This is a genomic window from uncultured Lutibacter sp. (assembly GCF_947495725.1).
Classification (GTDB): domain Bacteria; phylum Bacteroidota; class Bacteroidia; order Flavobacteriales; family Flavobacteriaceae; genus Lutibacter.
This window is the reverse complement of record NZ_CANLZZ010000004.1, coordinates 118,757-133,409: the sequence shown is the minus strand read 5'-3', so window position 1 is coordinate 133,409 and position 14,653 is coordinate 118,757. Positions and strand designations below refer to the sequence as shown.

The 14,653-nt window shown below is 28.7% G+C and carries 17 protein-coding genes; 11 read left to right on the top strand and 6 right to left on the bottom strand.

The annotated features are described in order from the left end of the window. Positions 1–150: 150 nt before the first annotated feature. Together lpxD and Q0776_RS10155 are read left to right on the top strand one after the other, a co-directional pair. Positions 151–1,143: a UDP-3-O-(3-hydroxymyristoyl)glucosamine N-acyltransferase gene (gene lpxD, locus Q0776_RS10160; protein ID WP_298367743.1), complete on the top strand. Its 993-nt coding sequence runs from the start codon at positions 151–153 to the stop codon at positions 1,141–1,143. Positions 1,144–1,274: 131 nt separating this feature from the next. Further along, positions 1,275–1,754 carry a hypothetical protein gene (locus tag Q0776_RS10155; RefSeq protein ID WP_298367741.1) on the top strand — a complete coding sequence of 160 codons (480 nt, stop codon included), beginning with the start codon at positions 1,275–1,277 and terminating at the stop codon, positions 1,752–1,754. A 4-nt stretch (positions 1,755–1,758) separates the two neighbouring features. On the opposite strand, the gene Q0776_RS10150 is transcribed toward Q0776_RS10155, so the two are convergent. The 5 genes from Q0776_RS10150 to Q0776_RS10130 form a co-directional block, all read right to left on the bottom strand. After that, on the bottom strand, positions 1,759–2,559 hold the full coding sequence (locus tag Q0776_RS10150; protein ID WP_298367739.1) for an alpha/beta hydrolase: 801 nt from the start codon (positions 2,557–2,559) through the stop codon (positions 1,759–1,761). A gap of 102 nt (positions 2,560–2,661) precedes the next feature. Next, positions 2,662–3,459 (bottom strand): hypothetical protein, encoded by a 798-nt coding sequence (locus Q0776_RS10145; protein ID WP_298367737.1) that lies wholly within the window; start codon positions 3,457–3,459, stop codon positions 2,662–2,664. Positions 3,460–3,635: 176 nt separating this feature from the next. Beyond that, complete coding sequence (locus Q0776_RS10140) at positions 3,636–4,454, bottom strand: DUF1853 family protein (protein WP_298367735.1); 819 nt, start codon at positions 4,452–4,454, stop codon at positions 3,636–3,638. Positions 4,455–4,516: 62 nt separating this feature from the next. Further along, positions 4,517–4,972 carry a pantetheine-phosphate adenylyltransferase gene (gene coaD, locus Q0776_RS10135; RefSeq protein ID WP_298367732.1) on the bottom strand — a complete coding sequence of 152 codons (456 nt, stop codon included), beginning with the start codon at positions 4,970–4,972 and terminating at the stop codon, positions 4,517–4,519. Positions 4,973–4,978: 6 nt separating this feature from the next. Continuing rightward, positions 4,979–5,956: a D-alanine--D-alanine ligase gene (locus Q0776_RS10130; protein ID WP_298367730.1), complete on the bottom strand. Its 978-nt coding sequence runs from the start codon at positions 5,954–5,956 to the stop codon at positions 4,979–4,981. A gap of 171 nt (positions 5,957–6,127) precedes the next feature. Here Q0776_RS10130 and Q0776_RS10125 point away from each other — a divergent pair, with 171 nt between their 5' ends. The 3 genes from Q0776_RS10125 to Q0776_RS10115 are packed head-to-tail and all read left to right on the top strand — an operon-like array spanning position 6,128 to position 8,167. After that, positions 6,128–6,712 (top strand): PASTA domain-containing protein, encoded by a 585-nt coding sequence (locus Q0776_RS10125; protein ID WP_298367727.1) that lies wholly within the window; start codon positions 6,128–6,130, stop codon positions 6,710–6,712. Positions 6,713–6,717: 5 nt separating this feature from the next. Beyond that, positions 6,718–7,749: an RluA family pseudouridine synthase gene (locus tag Q0776_RS10120; protein ID WP_298367724.1), complete on the top strand. Its 1,032-nt coding sequence runs from the start codon at positions 6,718–6,720 to the stop codon at positions 7,747–7,749. Positions 7,750–7,759: 10 nt separating this feature from the next. Next, positions 7,760–8,167 carry a DUF2721 domain-containing protein gene (locus Q0776_RS10115; RefSeq protein WP_298367722.1) on the top strand — a complete coding sequence of 136 codons (408 nt, stop codon included), beginning with the start codon at positions 7,760–7,762 and terminating at the stop codon, positions 8,165–8,167. A gap of 5 nt (positions 8,168–8,172) precedes the next feature. On the opposite strand, the gene Q0776_RS10110 is transcribed toward Q0776_RS10115, so the two are convergent. Beyond that, entirely contained in the window at positions 8,173–9,126 is a 954-nt protein-coding gene (locus tag Q0776_RS10110; RefSeq protein WP_298367720.1) for a tRNA-dihydrouridine synthase family protein, read from the bottom strand. A gap of 144 nt (positions 9,127–9,270) precedes the next feature. On the opposite strand from Q0776_RS10110, the gene Q0776_RS10105 reads away from it, so the two are divergent. The 6 genes from Q0776_RS10105 (at position 9,271) to Q0776_RS10080 (ending at position 14,609) form a co-directional block, all read left to right on the top strand. Next, a complete protein-coding gene (locus Q0776_RS10105; RefSeq protein WP_298367718.1) occupies positions 9,271–9,924 on the top strand; it encodes a VOC family protein in 654 nt (217 codons plus the stop codon). 26 nt (positions 9,925–9,950) lie between these two features. After that, complete coding sequence (gene yaaA, locus Q0776_RS10100; protein ID WP_298367716.1) at positions 9,951–10,709, top strand: peroxide stress protein YaaA; 759 nt, start codon at positions 9,951–9,953, stop codon at positions 10,707–10,709. Between the two features lie 326 nt (positions 10,710–11,035). Beyond that, the gene (locus tag Q0776_RS10095) at positions 11,036–12,433 is read left to right on the top strand and encodes an arginine decarboxylase (RefSeq protein ID WP_298367714.1); all 1,398 of its coding nucleotides are present in this window, start codon (positions 11,036–11,038) and stop codon (positions 12,431–12,433) included. Further along, a complete protein-coding gene (gene speB / locus Q0776_RS10090; protein WP_298367711.1) occupies positions 12,426–13,361 on the top strand; it encodes an agmatinase in 936 nt (311 codons plus the stop codon). Before Q0776_RS10095 ends, speB begins: the two co-directional genes overlap by 8 nt. Next, complete coding sequence (locus tag Q0776_RS10085; protein WP_298367709.1) at positions 13,354–14,328, top strand: deoxyhypusine synthase family protein; 975 nt, start codon at positions 13,354–13,356, stop codon at positions 14,326–14,328. The genes speB and Q0776_RS10085 overlap by 8 nt, the downstream gene beginning before the upstream one ends. A gap of 2 nt (positions 14,329–14,330) precedes the next feature. Then, a complete protein-coding gene (locus Q0776_RS10080; protein WP_298367706.1) occupies positions 14,331–14,609 on the top strand; it encodes a hypothetical protein in 279 nt (92 codons plus the stop codon). Positions 14,610–14,653: the final 44 nt, after the last annotated feature.

Here is a 14,653-nt window from a genome sequence, read left to right as displayed (position 1 = left end):
ATTCTAAATATTATAAGGACTGCAAAGTACTAATTTTTAAGGAAATTATTATTTATATGACCGAAACAATCTTTGATATTGATAATTGGTTTATATTTAGCCTTTTCACCATAATTTGGCATTTAAAAGCCTTTAAACTAAATTAAATTAATGAAGTCATTTACCGTTCAAGAAATCAATGCCATATTAAATGGAGAATTAATAGGAAATACAACTCACAAAATTTCTGGACCTGAAGAGTTGAGTTCAGCAACAATAAATCAGGTTAGTTTTATAGTTAGCAAAAAATATGTCCATTTGTGGAAAGATTCAAAGGCTAGTGCTGTAATTATTAACGATAATTTAAATGTGGATTCTTTTGAAAATAGAGCTGTAATTAAGGTGAAGAATGCAGATTTGGCAATGGCTAAGATGTTAGAGGTTTTTAGTCCTAGTTCACCAGTTTTTGAGGTTGATATTCATCCAACTGCTGTAATTCTTGATTCTGCCCAAATTGGTGAAAATTGTAAAATTGGTGCAAATTGCTATGTTGGACATAATGTTGTTTTAGGAGATGATGTGATTTTGTATCCAAATGTTTCAATTTTTGATGAAACAACAATAGGTAATAACACTGTAATTTGGTCTGGTTCTGTAATTAGAGAACGAAGTGTAATAGGAAGTCATTGTATTTTTCATAATAATGTAAGTATTGGAGCCGATGGTTTTGGTTACAGACCAAGTGATGATGGAAGAGGTTTGGTGAAAATTCCTCATATTGGTAATGTGGTTATTGGAGATGGAGTTGAAATTGGTGCAAATTCTACAGTAGATAGAGCAAAATTTAGTTCGACAATTATAGGAGATGGATGTAAAATTGATAATTTAGTTCAAATTGCACACAATTGTATTTTAGGACGTTCTTGTATAATGGCAGGAAGTAGTGGTTTGGCCGGTTCGGTTACATTGGGCGATGGAGTAATTATTGGAGGGGCTTCATCAGTTAAAGATCATACTAAAATTGGATCTGGAGCAGTTGTTGGTGGTGGATCTGGTGTAATGAATGATGTTCCTGCTGGTACTACAGTAGTAGGTTATCCGGCTGCCGAAGCACGAGATACTTTTAGACAATGGGTGGCTATTAAAAAACTTGGAAAAGCATAAGCTTGTATTGTTATTGATTAATAATGAGTGTTTTATTAACAAAATTTCATCTTTTTTTGTTTATAAAAATATTTAAATTTTTACGGTTTAATAATTTATATTTGTTTAAAAATAAATTCGAATATTAAATTATGCTTAAAGAATTAAGAGAAATAAAACCAGGAATTGGTTTGGGATTTCTAAAATTTGGAATGTCTAGAGATAAAGTGAAAGAGTTACTTGGAGAACCTTCATTTATCGATAAATATTCTCATTCAAATTCAGATAACGATTTAACTGAATCTTGGGAATATGATGAATTGTTTTTATCAATTAGTTTTGATGAAGCAGAAGATTGGAAATTGATGATGTTTTCAGTTACTTCGGATTTTTATGAATTAGAAGAAGTGTCTTTAATTGGTTTAAGTGAATTAAAACTAATTAATCAATTAGACGAAATTGATTTAGGTGAAATTTATGTTGAAGATTGTTCAGAAACTGAAGATGAAAATCAAAAGGTAATTGAAATAGACGAGGTTTCTACAAATTTTTGGCTATCAAATGGTGTGTTGGATGAAATTCAATGGTCCCCAATTTTTATAGATGATGACACTATAAAATGGCCTAAATAAAATTTTAAGATTTTATTGGAGCAAGTTTAAGTTTTTTAATGAAGTTAATAGATTCGTTATTGAAAATTTGAGCTTGCTCTATATTTACTACATGTCCGCAGTTTTTTATTACTAATAACGAAGATTTTAAATGTTGTGACACTACTTTTTTTACTGCTGGTAAAAAAAGATGATCTTCTTCTCCCATAATATAAAATGTAGGAATTTCAGTATCTTTTGTTCTAAAAAAATGTAGAAGTGGATTTATTTCAGAAGTTAATTTAAACCATCGTACAAATTCTTTTTGGTATAATTTTTTTGCTTCATTAACAAAAATTAAACGTGATTTTTTGTGATTTTTTCGAGGCATAATTATAAATGCAAACAATTTGTAAAGCACTAAATAAGGAACAACAGATTTAAATAAAACACCAATTCTCATCAATATTTGAGATTTTAAATTTAGTTGCATAATTGCGCCGCCCATTATCATACTAATTACTCTTTTTGGATGGTTTTCAGCTATATTCCTAATTAAAATAGTTCCAAGCGAAATACCCGAAAAATGAGATTCTTTAATTTTTAAATGATTTAAAACTTCTACAATATCATTTGTAATAGCATCAAATGTATATTTTTCATTAAAAGTGTCTTTTAAAGCGGGGTTGCTATTTCCATGTCCTCGCAAATCTAAAACCAACACATTAAAAAACTCACTAAAGCTTCGTATTTGTTTAAACCAAATGGACGAACTACCTCCAGCACCATGTACAAAGGTTATCCATTCTTTAGAAGTTTTATGTTTATATTCTGTGTAATTTAACATTAAATAATTTTATCTGATATTAACAGATGGATAGCAAATGTAATTAAAATAAAAAAAAGGTTTTGAAATTTACTCAAAACCTTTTTTATGTTGTATCCATTATTAGTTAGATCTAACACTATCTGAAACACAATCAGCATTAACAAGTGCGGATTGGTGATCCCAAGAATAGCTTCCATCACCATTATCAACCCAAGCAGAAACGTATCCCCAAGCATCAGCAAGCGCTCTTTTAATTTTTCCTTTTGCAAGTGGTGTAGTGTCTCCACCACCATTATTTCCACTGCCAAAACTTGACCAATATTTAGTACTATATTTTAAAATTGAACAAATAGCTAGCATACTTGCACCATCATTTGAAATACCTGTTTCTAAATTAATTTGAATGTTATGATTTTTACGTACCGAAATTTCTAGTTTTTCTATTGCTTTATCAAATTCAGAAATTGTTACTTCATTTTTTAAAGAAACTCTTGAAATTTGCGCAAGTTCATTTAAAAAGATAGTCATTTCGGGACTTAAATTTTCAGATTTTGCTCTATAATTTCCGTTAAGTATATTTTCAACTCTTTTTTTATGAAAATCAATACTGTTTTTAATATCTTCAAATTTTAAACCAATATCAAAACTCCCAAAAGTTTCGTCGTAAAAAGATAAGCCGTGTTTAAATCTAGCCTCATGATTTTGATTGTCTTTAATATTATAAACATAAACTAAATAGTTATTATGGGTAATTCCAAATTGATCAAAGTTGAAAGAAGTTTCTTTTAACTTAGAATTTAATTCTTCAAACTGTTCAACGGTTTCATCTGTTTCACAAGAAACAACTGTTGAAATTACTGCTAAAAATAGCATTGTTTTAGAAAATGTTTGTCCGATTTTTTTAGTGATAGTTTTCATAATTGTATATTTTAAAATGATTAATTTTTTAATGGTTTTCTTTTTCCATTTGTTTTATACAATCATATAAACTAGAGTGAGATTTTGTTACCCTTTTTTATTTAAAAAAATACATATTTGTTAAAAAAAAGCAATAGTTATTTAAGATTAAAGTGTCTAAATCTAGCAATAAGAAGCTATTCCCACCAAATAACAAAAAACTTTTGAAATGTTCCGTTAGGAAATTTAACCCAACAAAGTGGGGCTGATTTTTGGTTTACAAATTCCATTATTTTTGAATGAAATTTCGAATATGTAATCCATTTTATGTTGGTTTGAATTTCCTTTAGCCAATTTACTTTGGTAGGAATATAAAACTTGCAATTATCAAATTGGTGTAATTTATTATAACTAATGTAAAATCCATAAATACAATCATTGTTTATAATAGGAAAGGTTTTTTTTAAATCTTCAAGTGGAACAAACAATTGAGCTTTGAAAAATACGGATTGCTGTATTTTTTCGATAGGAATTTGTAATGTTTTAAGATATGGTTTTGTAAAGCTATTATTTAAAAGAGGTAATTGTTTATTTTTAAGTTTGGTTAATTTTAGAAATAAACTATCACGTCTATTTGGTCCAATCCAATGTTCAATTTCAGAGTTTCCAACAGTTGAATCATATAGGTAAAACTTATAAATTAATTCAACATGAATAGGTTGGTTATTTTTTTTTAGAATACAGTCAATTTCACCAACGGTTCTTTTTTTATCCTGTATTTGAAGATTTTCTAATAAAATTTCAATTTGAGGATCTTGTTGAAATTTAAAAAAACAAAACTGTTCAACTCTTTTACCTAATCGAATTTCAGGTTTTGAAAGTGAGCAATATTGTAGGTCATTTTCAGAAGTAATTTTAAACTGATTTAATTGAAAAATAGCATCATTTTCCCATAATAAAGGAGTTTTATTAAAACCTTGGTATTGTAACTGTATATCTTTGGAATTTTCAGTCAAAATTAAGGTTTAAATTAAATTTTAATTTTATTATAAAATGAAGCAATTTTCTTTACTTACTTTTATTTACCAGGTACACTATCTGGAACTAACCCAGATATATCTCCACCATGTCTATAAACATCTCTCACAATACTTGAACTTATAAAAGCAGTATCTGCAGAAGTTAACAAAAACACAGTTTCAATTTTTGAAAGTTTTCTATTGGTTTGGGCTATTGCTTTTTCAAACTCAAAATCTGCTGGGTTTCTTAATCCACGTAAAATAAAATCGGCGTCGATTTTCTTACAATATTCAGTTGTTAAACCTTTATAGGTAGTAACTTTTATTTTAGGCTCATTTTCGTAATATTTTTCTATAAAACTCATGCGTTCTTTTAAGGAAAACATATAATTTTTGTCCGAATTTACTCCAATTGCTATAATTATTTCATCAAACAAAGGTAATCCTCTATTTACAATATCAACGTGTCCTAAAGTTATTGGGTCAAAAGATCCAGGGAAAATTGCTCGCTTCATTTTTTGTTAGTTTTTTAATGCTGATTCAATAGCGTTTTCAAATAATTTAGGTAATGAAATACCGCATTTTCCTGCTTGTTGAGGAATAATACTTGCTGTTGTTAAACCAGGAACAGTATTCATTTCTAAAAAATGTGGTTCATCATTTACAATAATATATTCAGTGCGCGAAAAACCAGTCATGTTAAGTGCTTTATAGGTTTTTACAGCAACTTTTTCAAGTTTGTTTTTTAACTCAGTAGTAATATTTGCAGGTGTAATTTCTTCTGATTTCCCCTCATATTTTGCTTCATAATCAAAAAAGTCGTTATCGGTAATAATTTCAGTTATAGGTAAAACTTTGGTTTTTCCTTCAAAATTAATAACTCCAATAGTAACTTCACGTCCATCTAAAAAAGCTTCAATAAGTATTTCCGAATCTTCCTTGAATGCCTTTTCAATTGCTGGTATCAATTCTATTTCAGTTTTAACTTTAGAGATACCAAAACTTGAACCTGCATTGTTTGGTTTAACAAAACAAGGTAATCCAACTTTTGCAATAATTTCAGAAATGTTTATAGTGTCACCATTGTTTAAAAAATAGGATGTTGCAGTTTTTATTCCATATTGTTTAACTACACTTAGGCAATCTCTTTTATTAAAAGTTAACGCCATTTGGTAAAATGGAGCAGAGGTGTGTTTTATACCAAGCAACTCTAAATAAGCTAAAATTTTTCCATCTTCACCAGGTGAGCCGTGAATGGCATTAAAAACACAATTGAATGTTATTTTCTCGTTATTTATTTTAATCGAAAAATCGTGTTTATTTATTGGAAACTCTTGTCCGTTTTCATCAACATAAACCCATTTGTTTTTTAATACATGAATTGGATATGCATTGTATAATTCTTTTGATAAATTTTGATAAACAACATTCCCACTCTTTAAAGAAATTTCAACTTCCGAAGAGTAGCCACCCATTATTATGGCAATATTTTTTTTCATTTTAAGTTTATAGCTTTAACAATAATTACAAACTTACATAATTCTTGTTTAAAGAAGGAAGGTAAAAAAGTGTTTCATTAAAAAAAGCAATTTGGTTTGTTTTAATTCAAGAAATAACAATTAAGTAATTTGAAATTTATAAAGTATCTTTGCCAAAATTAAAGAAGAAAAATGAGTTTAGTTCAGTTTATTAAATCCAAGGAGTTTTTAAAGCAATTGTTATTTGCTGTTGTAGGATTAGTAATATTTATTTTTATAGTTATGAAATGGGTTAACATTTCAACCAATCACGATCAAAAAATAGAAGTTCCAAATTTGGAAAAAATGAGTTTGAGTGAAGTTGAAAAAACATTATCGGAATTAGATTTAAGGTTATTTGTAATAGATTCGGCAAGTTTTAATCCAGATTATCCAAAAAAATCAGTTATTGATCAAGACCCAGAACCAGGTGATTTCGTAAAAGAAAACAGAAAAATATATTTAACATTAAATCCTTCAGGTTATAGAAATGTTACAATTCCAAACGTTTTAGGAAAAACAAAAAGACAAGTTACTTCACAATTAAGCGCCATTGGTTTTAAAATAAGTTCAAAACCTATTTATGTTTCAGATATAGCAAAAGATGTTGTAAGAGGATTACTTTATAACGGTAAAAATTTGAAAGAAGGAGATGAAATTCCGAAAACTTCGGAAATTACACTTAAATTAGGTGATGGAAATGGAAGTGGGAGATATAGACAATCATCTGATAATTAGAAAGAATGAGTTTAGAGGAAATAGGAGCAGAGAACGAAGAGTTTTATGAACATTTTAAATACGTTGCGCATGTTGGTCAAGAACCTTTACGCGTAGATAAATTTTTAATGAATTTTATTGAAAACGCCACTCGAAATAAAATTCAGCAAGCTGCAAAAGCTGGAAATGTTTTGGTAAATGAAGTTTCGGTAAAACCAAATTATAAGGTAAAACCAAATGATGTGGTTAGAGTTGTGCTATCTCATCCACCGCATGAAAATTTATTGGTTGCCGAAGATATTCCATTGGATATTTTATTTGAAGATGACCAAGTTTTGGTAGTTAATAAACCAGCAGGGATGGTTGTGCATCCAGGTCATGGAAATTATAGTGGTACTTTAGTAAATGCATTAATTCACCATATAGAGAATTTACCAACAAATTCAAATGAGCGTCCGGGTTTAGTTCATAGAATTGATAAAGATACCAGCGGATTGTTAGTTGTTGCAAAAACAGAGTTTGCCATGGCGCATTTATCTAAGCAGTTTTTTGATAGAACAACTGAGCGATTGTATTATGCAATTGTTTGGGGGAATTTAGAAGATGATGAAGGCACAATTGAAGGGAATATTGGTAGAAGTTTAAAAAATAGACTTCAAATGAGTGTTTTTCCAGAAGGTGATTTTGGAAAACATGCTGTAACACATTATAAAGTTATTGAGCGCTTTAGTTATGTTACTTTAGTGCAATGTAAACTAGAAACAGGCAGAACTCACCAAATTAGAGCACATTTTAAACATATTGGGCATACCCTTTTTAACGATGAACGATATGGAGGTGATGCTATAATGAAAGGAACAACCTTTACAAAATATAAACAGTTTGTAGATAATTGTTTTAAGGTGTTGCCAAGACAAGCTTTACACGCAAAAACTTTAGGTTTTGAGCATCCAACAACAGGTGAATTTTTACGTTTTGAATGTGAAATACCCGAAGATATAACGGATTGCCTTGAAAAGTGGAGATCTTATACTGTGAATCAAAAGGAAGATCATTAGAATAAAATTTATGGAAGAATTAACTTTAACAACTCCAGCACTTTTATTTTCAGCAATATCACTAATAATGCTTGCTTATACAAATAGGTTTTTAGCTTATGCTGCGGTTATTAGAAATTTACACGATGTTTATCTAGATAAAAAAGATAAATCATTAATTTATCAAATTGAAAATCTTAGACAGAGAATAAACCTTACTCGATGGATGCAGATATTTGGAATTTCCAGTCTGCTTTTATGTGTTTTAACAATGTTTCTAATTTACATTCATCAGCAAATAATTGCCGTATGGGTATTTGGTATCGCATTGATATTACTTATAATATCCTTAATGCTTTTAATAAAAGAAATTAAAATTTCATCGCAAGCGCTTATGCTTCATATAAGCGATATTGAAAACCATCTAAAGAAAAAATAATAAATTTAGCTATTTCTTTCATTTGAGAATATTTCTTTCACTGCAGCTTGATAATTTCTAGGCGAACCAGCTTTTTTAATTTTTTTATAGGTTTTTTGAGGGTTTGAAAATGATGTTGAAAAGTACTCCCAAAAACCTAACATTTTCATTTTAATTGGAGTTGGTCCAGATAAAGCGGCATCGTATTGTTGGTAAATAGAATCATGAAATTCATTAAAAATACCCCATCTATTTTTAGGGTATTGAGTAGTGTTATTTTTTATCATACTTGGCAAGAAAGGATCAGAAATAAGTCCTCTTCCAATCATAAAATGATTAATAGTTGGAAACCGTTGTTGCATTTCTTTAAATTTGTTTACAGTGGTTATATCGCCATTGTAATACAATTTATGTTTTGTACTTTTTGTACAGCGTTCAAATGCTTCTAAATTAACACCTCCTTTATAAAGTTGTTTTCCAATTCGTGCGTGAATGGCAATGTTTTTTAATGGATATTTATCTAAAATTGGAAAAGTGTCTAAAATTTCTTCTGGATTTTCATATCCCATTCGCATTTTCATAGATATAATTACATCTGTTTCGTTATGTACACGATTTAGTATATTATCAATTTTTGTGGGTTCACATATTAATCCAGAGCCCATCCCTCGTTTTGTAACCATTGGGTAAGGACAACCTAGGTTCCAATTAAGTTCTTTATAACCTAATTCTTGAATGTATTTTACAACAAATAAAAACTGATCCGCATCATTTGTCATTACTTGTGGAATTAAATTTATAGATGTATTGTTCTCTGGGTTTAAGTCAAGTTTATATGAATTTTTAATAATTAATTTTTTATCCAAACGTATATACGGCGCATAATAAGTGTCTATTCCTCCAAAATACTTCTGAAACGCATTTCTAAATCGGAAATCGGTAAAACCTTGTAAAGGTGACGCAAGTAAAGTAATGCTCATAAATTAAATTAAGATGCAAAGATAACAGAAAATAGGTTGGTTTTTACTTTAAGATAAAGCTATAGGTTTTCTTTATTTTGAAATAATTTTAATGAATTGAAATAAACATTATTATATCTAAAATTGAAGTACTTTTACTACAGAATGAAAATAAAAGAACTCATATTATATACTAATAAACTAGATTTACAAATAGACTTTTATACTACTATTTTAGAATTTCCAATTGAAATTTCGACACCAGAATATACAAGTTTTAAAATAGGAGCTTCTATTTTAACTTTAAAGTATAGAAAAGAAGTATCTCCGTATCATTTTGCGCTAAATATTCCTTCGAATAAAGAGAAGGAAGCATTGTATTGGTTAAAAGAACGAGTTGATATTTTAGGTTTTGATAATCAGGAAATTATTGACTTTAAAAGCTGGAATGCAAAAGCAATTTATTTCTATGATTTAGAAAATAATATTATAGAATTTATTTCTCGAAAGAATATGAATTTAAACTCTAATCAAAAGTTTTCGTCGAAAGAAGTTTTTAATATTAGCGAAATAGGAATGGCTTCAAGCCATATAGAAAGTACTTTTAAAAAGTTAAATACAATTAAAAAAATTAATATTTACAGTGGAGATATGGAACAATTTTGTGCTGTTGGTAATGAAAATGGGTTATTTATAGTTGTAAATAATAATCTAAGAAAGTGGTTTCCAACAGGAGATAAAATTGAACAATCAGATTTTATAGTGAAAGGAGATTTTAATTTTGAATTTAAAAAAGGAGAAATAATTGAAATAATGTAAATTTGTTTCAGTCAAAAAAATAGAATATGAAAATAGTAATATCACCTGCAAAATCATTGGATTTTGAAACTAAAGTACCAACAACAAAATTTACAGAAGGAATATTTTTGAAAGAAGCCGAAAGATTAAACAAGGTTTTAAAAAAGAAATCACCTAAAGTACTTTCAAAATTAATGAGTATTTCGCCTAATTTAGGAGAATTAAATTGGGAACGTAATCAAAATTGGGCGTTGCCTTTTACTTTAGAAAATTCAAAACAAGCAGTTTATGCCTTTAATGGAGATGTGTATACAGGGTTAGATGTTGCAACCCTTCCAATAGAGAAAATTGATCAACTTCAAGATAAATTAAGAATTCTTTCAGGGCAATATGGCGTTTTAAAACCACTCGATTTAATGCAGCCTTATCGTTTGGAAATGGGAACTAAATTAAAAGTTGGCACAAAAGAAAACTTATACCAATTTTGGGGTGATAAAGTTACAAAAGCTTTAAATTCTGAATTAGAAAAGGATGAATTGTTTATAAACTTAGCCAGTAACGAATATTTTAAAGTTATAAATTCAAAATTATTAAAATCACCTATTGTAACTCCAGTTTTTAAAGATTATAAAAATGGTAACTTAAAAATTATTAGTTTTTTTGCCAAAAAGGCTAGAGGATTAATGGTACGTTATATAATTGACAATAATATAGAAACAATAGAAGGTTTAAAGGGTTTTAATTCAGAAGGTTATGTGTTCGATTCAAACCTTTCTAACAATAAAGAATTAATTTTTACACGTTAATGCAACTTTTTTTTAAATCGTATTGTTTTTTTATATAAGTTTGCTCCGTTATTTTTAATTAATATTGAAAAAATTATATTTTTTCGGTCGTAACTTTTTTATTAAGAAGTTTTTAAGTTACTATGTGTTTTGGAAGCACAACGAAAAATTAAGACAAATGACAACTTCTATAAACTACATTTTTATTATTTGCAGTCTCTCTGTTTTGACTGTGGATACCTTTTACAATTTAGTATTAAGAGTATAGACTTTTTTTATAAAATGAAATTTCAGCCCATCGGCTGTTCATACAATTATTAAAAATTTATAGCATATATTATTAAAAAATGAATACTAAATACATTGATTTAATAAATCAAACATTTGATTTTCCACAAGAAGAATTTAAGGTAGATTCAAAAAAACATTTGCATTTTCACGAAATCGATACGATGAAACTTGCAGAAGAATATGGTACACCTTTAAAGTTTACATATTTACCAAAAATTAGCGAAAATATTCAAAAAGCAAAAGGTTGGTTTAAAACCTCAATGCGAAATCATAAGTACAAAGCAAAATATCACTATTGTTACTGTACAAAAAGTTCGCACTTTAAACATATATTAGATGAAGCTTTAACAAATGATATTCATATTGAAACATCATCGGCTGTTGATATTGATATTGTTGAAAGTTTAAAAAGAAGTGGAAAATTAACAGATAAAACATTTGTACTGTGCAATGGGTTTAAACGTGATGAATACATTCAAAAAATTCAAGGCTTAATTCAAAATGGTCACAGAAACTGCATTCCAATTATTGATAATTATGAAGAAATAGGATTGCTTACTGAAGGAATGAGAAAAAAATTAAATATTGGAATTAGAATTGCTTCTGAAGAAGAACCAAAATTTGAATTTTATACTTCTCGTTTAGGTATTGGATATAAAAATATTGTAGATTTTTATAGAAGAGATATAAAAGACAACAACAAAGTAAATCTTAAAATGCTTCATTTCTTTATTAATACAGGTATTAAGGATAATGCTTATTATTGGAATGAGTTGAGCAAATGTTTAAAAGTTTATATAAATTTAAAACGTATTTGTCCTACTTTGGACAGTTTAAATATTGGAGGAGGTTTTCCTATAAAAAATTCATTGGCATTTGATTATGATTATGCTTATATGATCGATGAAATTATTTCTCAAATTAAACAAGCTTGTGATGAAGCTGAGGTGCAAGTACCTCATATTTTTACTGAGTTTGGAAGTTTTACCGTTGGTGAAAGTGGAGGAGCATTATATAAAGTACTTTATCAAAAAAAGCAAAATGATAGAGAGCGCTGGAACATGATTAATTCATCTTTTATTACAACTTTACCTGATAGTTGGGCAATTAATAAACGTTTTATAATGTTACCATTAAACAGATGGAATGACAATTATGAAAGAGTATTATTAGGAGGTTTAACCTGTGATAGTGATGATTATTATAATTCAGAACAACATATAAACGCTATTTACTTACCAATGTATAAAGAAGAAAAACCATTATATTTAGGTTTTTTTAATACAGGAGCATATCAAGAGACTATAGGAGGTTATGGTGGATTACAGCACTGCTTAATTCCACAACCAAAACATATTATTATTTCTAAAAACGACGAAGGAAAATTAGAATACAAAGTTTTTAAAGAACAACAAAAACCAAGCGATTTTTTAAAGATATTAGGTTATGAATAAAAGAACTTACGCAGGAATTCCAGAAGAATTTAGTAAAATTGAAACTTCAAAAGTAGTTTTAATTCCGGTACCTTATGATGGTACTAGCACATGGCAAAAAGGATCAGATAAAGGACCAGAAGCTTTTTTACAAGCTTCAGAAAATATGGAGTTATACGATATTGAAACCAAATCTGAAGTATACAAAAATGGTGTTTATTTGGCTGATGCAGTTACCGAAAATTCTTCACCAGAAGAAATGGTAGAAGCCGTTCGTAAGACAGCTAAGTCATACATTCAAAAAAATAAGTTTGTAACTTTATTTGGAGGAGAACATTCAATTTCTATTGGTTCTATTAGAGCTTTTAATGAGTGTTTTAATAATTTAACAGTACTTCAAATTGATGCGCATGCCGATTTAAGAAAAGAATATGAAGGTTCTTCTTGTAACCATGCATGTGCTGTTTATGAAGCAAGTCAAAACACAAATTTAATTCAGGTTGGTATTCGTAGTATGGATATTATCGAAACTACCATAATGGATGAAGAAAAAGTGTTTTTTGCTCATGAGATGGTAGCAGATGATTATTGGGTTGAAAATGCGATTGATTTAATGACTGAGAATGTATTTATAACCATAGATTTAGATGCGTTTGACCCATCTATAATGCCATCGACAGGAACACCAGAACCAGGAGGACTATTATGGTATGAAACATTAGATTTCCTTCAGAAAGTATTCAAAGAAAAAAATGTTGTTGGATTTGACATTGTTGAATTATGTCCAAATGAAAAAGAAAAATCATCCGATTTTTTAGCTGCAAAATTATATTATAAAATGTTAAGCTATAAGTTTGAAAACACCGAGGATGACGATTACGAAAACGAATCAGATTACAAAGATCCAAACCAAAAAAACTCAAAATTTCAAGACGAAGATTATGACTAATAAAGGAGCAATTTCTCAATTTATTGAAAAGTATTACCTGCATTTTAATTCGGCAACAGTTGTTGATGCAGCTAAAGAATATGAAAATCAATTAGCAAAAGGATCAAAGATGCTAGTTTCATTAGCCGGTGCAATGAGTACTGCTGAAATAGGTAAAATATTTGCTGAAATGATTCGCCAAGATAAAGTGCAAATAATATCATGTACAGGAGCAAATTTAGAAGAAGATATTATGAATTTAGTGGCGCATTCTCATTACAAACGTGTTCCTGAATATAGAGATTTAACTCCGCAAGACGAATGGGCATTATTAGAAAAAGGATTGAATCGAGTTACAGATACTTGTATACCAGAAGAAGAAGCATTTAGACGTTTGCAAGAACATATTTTTAAAATTTGGAAAGATGCTGAAGAGGCAGGGGAACGTTTTTTCCCACATGAATTTATGTATAAATTATTGCTTTCAGGGGTACTAGACCAATATCATGAAATTGATCCAAAAAATAGTTGGATGATTGCTGCCGCTGAGGCTAATTTGCCTATGGTTGTTCCTGGTTGGGAAGATAGTACTATGGGGAATATTTTCGCTTCTTACGTATTAAAAGGAGAATTAAAGGCTAGCACTATGAAATCAGGTATTGAATATATGACATTCTTGGCAGATTGGTATACGCAAAATTCGGAAAATGGTATAGGATTTTTTCAAATAGGTGGTGGAATTGCAGGTGATTTTCCAATTTGTGTAGTACCAATGTTATATCAAGATATGGAAAGAACAGATACACCATTTTGGAGTTATTTCTGTCAAATATCAGATTCTACAACAAGTTATGGTTCATATTCAGGAGCAGTTCCTAATGAAAAAATAACTTGGGGAAAATTAGATATTAATACGCCTAAGTATATTATTGAATCTGATGCAACTATTGTAGCTCCATTAATTTTTGCTTATTTATTAAACATGTAATTATGAAAAGAGTTATTGTTGATTATAACAAGTTAACAAATGATATTTTAGATTTGTTGGTTGAAAAATTCCCTGATGGCTATAATTATAAAGATATTATTTCATTTAAAAATAGTAAAAATGAAACTATAAATGCTGTTGAGGTTAGAACTGAAGATACTGTTTTTTTAGTTAAAATTAGTTCAAGATTAGAGGAGACAATGGAAGATTATGATGCCGATGAGGATAATTTTGATGATGTTTTTGATAGCGATTTTGATGAAGAAGTTGATGACGATTAATTATAAAATAAAAAAACCTGCATTTGCAGGTTTTTTTATTTTAT

Bases quoted from the DNA above. Each gene is read 5' to 3' on its own strand.
- Q0776_RS10105 (WP_298367718.1), top strand. From the start codon at position 9,271: ATGAAAATAAAAGAACTCATATTATATACTAATAAACTAGATTTACAA.
- Q0776_RS10115 (WP_298367722.1), top strand. From the start codon at position 7,760: ATGGAAGAATTAACTTTAACAACTCCAGCACTTTTATTTTCAGCAATA.
- speB (WP_298367711.1), top strand. From the start codon at position 12,426: ATGAATAAAAGAACTTACGCAGGAATTCCAGAAGAATTTAGTAAAATT.
- Q0776_RS10085 (WP_298367709.1), top strand. From the start codon at position 13,354: ATGACTAATAAAGGAGCAATTTCTCAATTTATTGAAAAGTATTACCTG.
- yaaA (WP_298367716.1), top strand. From the start codon at position 9,951: ATGAAAATAGTAATATCACCTGCAAAATCATTGGATTTTGAAACTAAA.
- Q0776_RS10095 (WP_298367714.1), top strand. From the start codon at position 11,036: ATGAATACTAAATACATTGATTTAATAAATCAAACATTTGATTTTCCA.
- Q0776_RS10120 (WP_298367724.1), top strand. From the start codon at position 6,718: ATGAGTTTAGAGGAAATAGGAGCAGAGAACGAAGAGTTTTATGAACAT.
- Q0776_RS10110 (WP_298367720.1), bottom strand. From the start codon at position 9,126: ATGAGCATTACTTTACTTGCGTCACCTTTACAAGGTTTTACCGATTTC.
- Q0776_RS10080 (WP_298367706.1), top strand. From the start codon at position 14,331: ATGAAAAGAGTTATTGTTGATTATAACAAGTTAACAAATGATATTTTA.
- lpxD (WP_298367743.1), top strand. From the start codon at position 151: ATGAAGTCATTTACCGTTCAAGAAATCAATGCCATATTAAATGGAGAA.
- Q0776_RS10155 (WP_298367741.1), top strand. From the start codon at position 1,275: ATGCTTAAAGAATTAAGAGAAATAAAACCAGGAATTGGTTTGGGATTT.
- coaD (WP_298367732.1), bottom strand. From the start codon at position 4,972: ATGAAGCGAGCAATTTTCCCTGGATCTTTTGACCCAATAACTTTAGGA.
- Q0776_RS10125 (WP_298367727.1), top strand. From the start codon at position 6,128: ATGAGTTTAGTTCAGTTTATTAAATCCAAGGAGTTTTTAAAGCAATTG.
- Q0776_RS10145 (WP_298367737.1), bottom strand. From the start codon at position 3,459: ATGAAAACTATCACTAAAAAAATCGGACAAACATTTTCTAAAACAATG.
- Q0776_RS10150 (WP_298367739.1), bottom strand. From the start codon at position 2,559: ATGTTAAATTACACAGAATATAAACATAAAACTTCTAAAGAATGGATA.
- Q0776_RS10130 (WP_298367730.1), bottom strand. From the start codon at position 5,956: ATGAAAAAAAATATTGCCATAATAATGGGTGGCTACTCTTCGGAAGTT.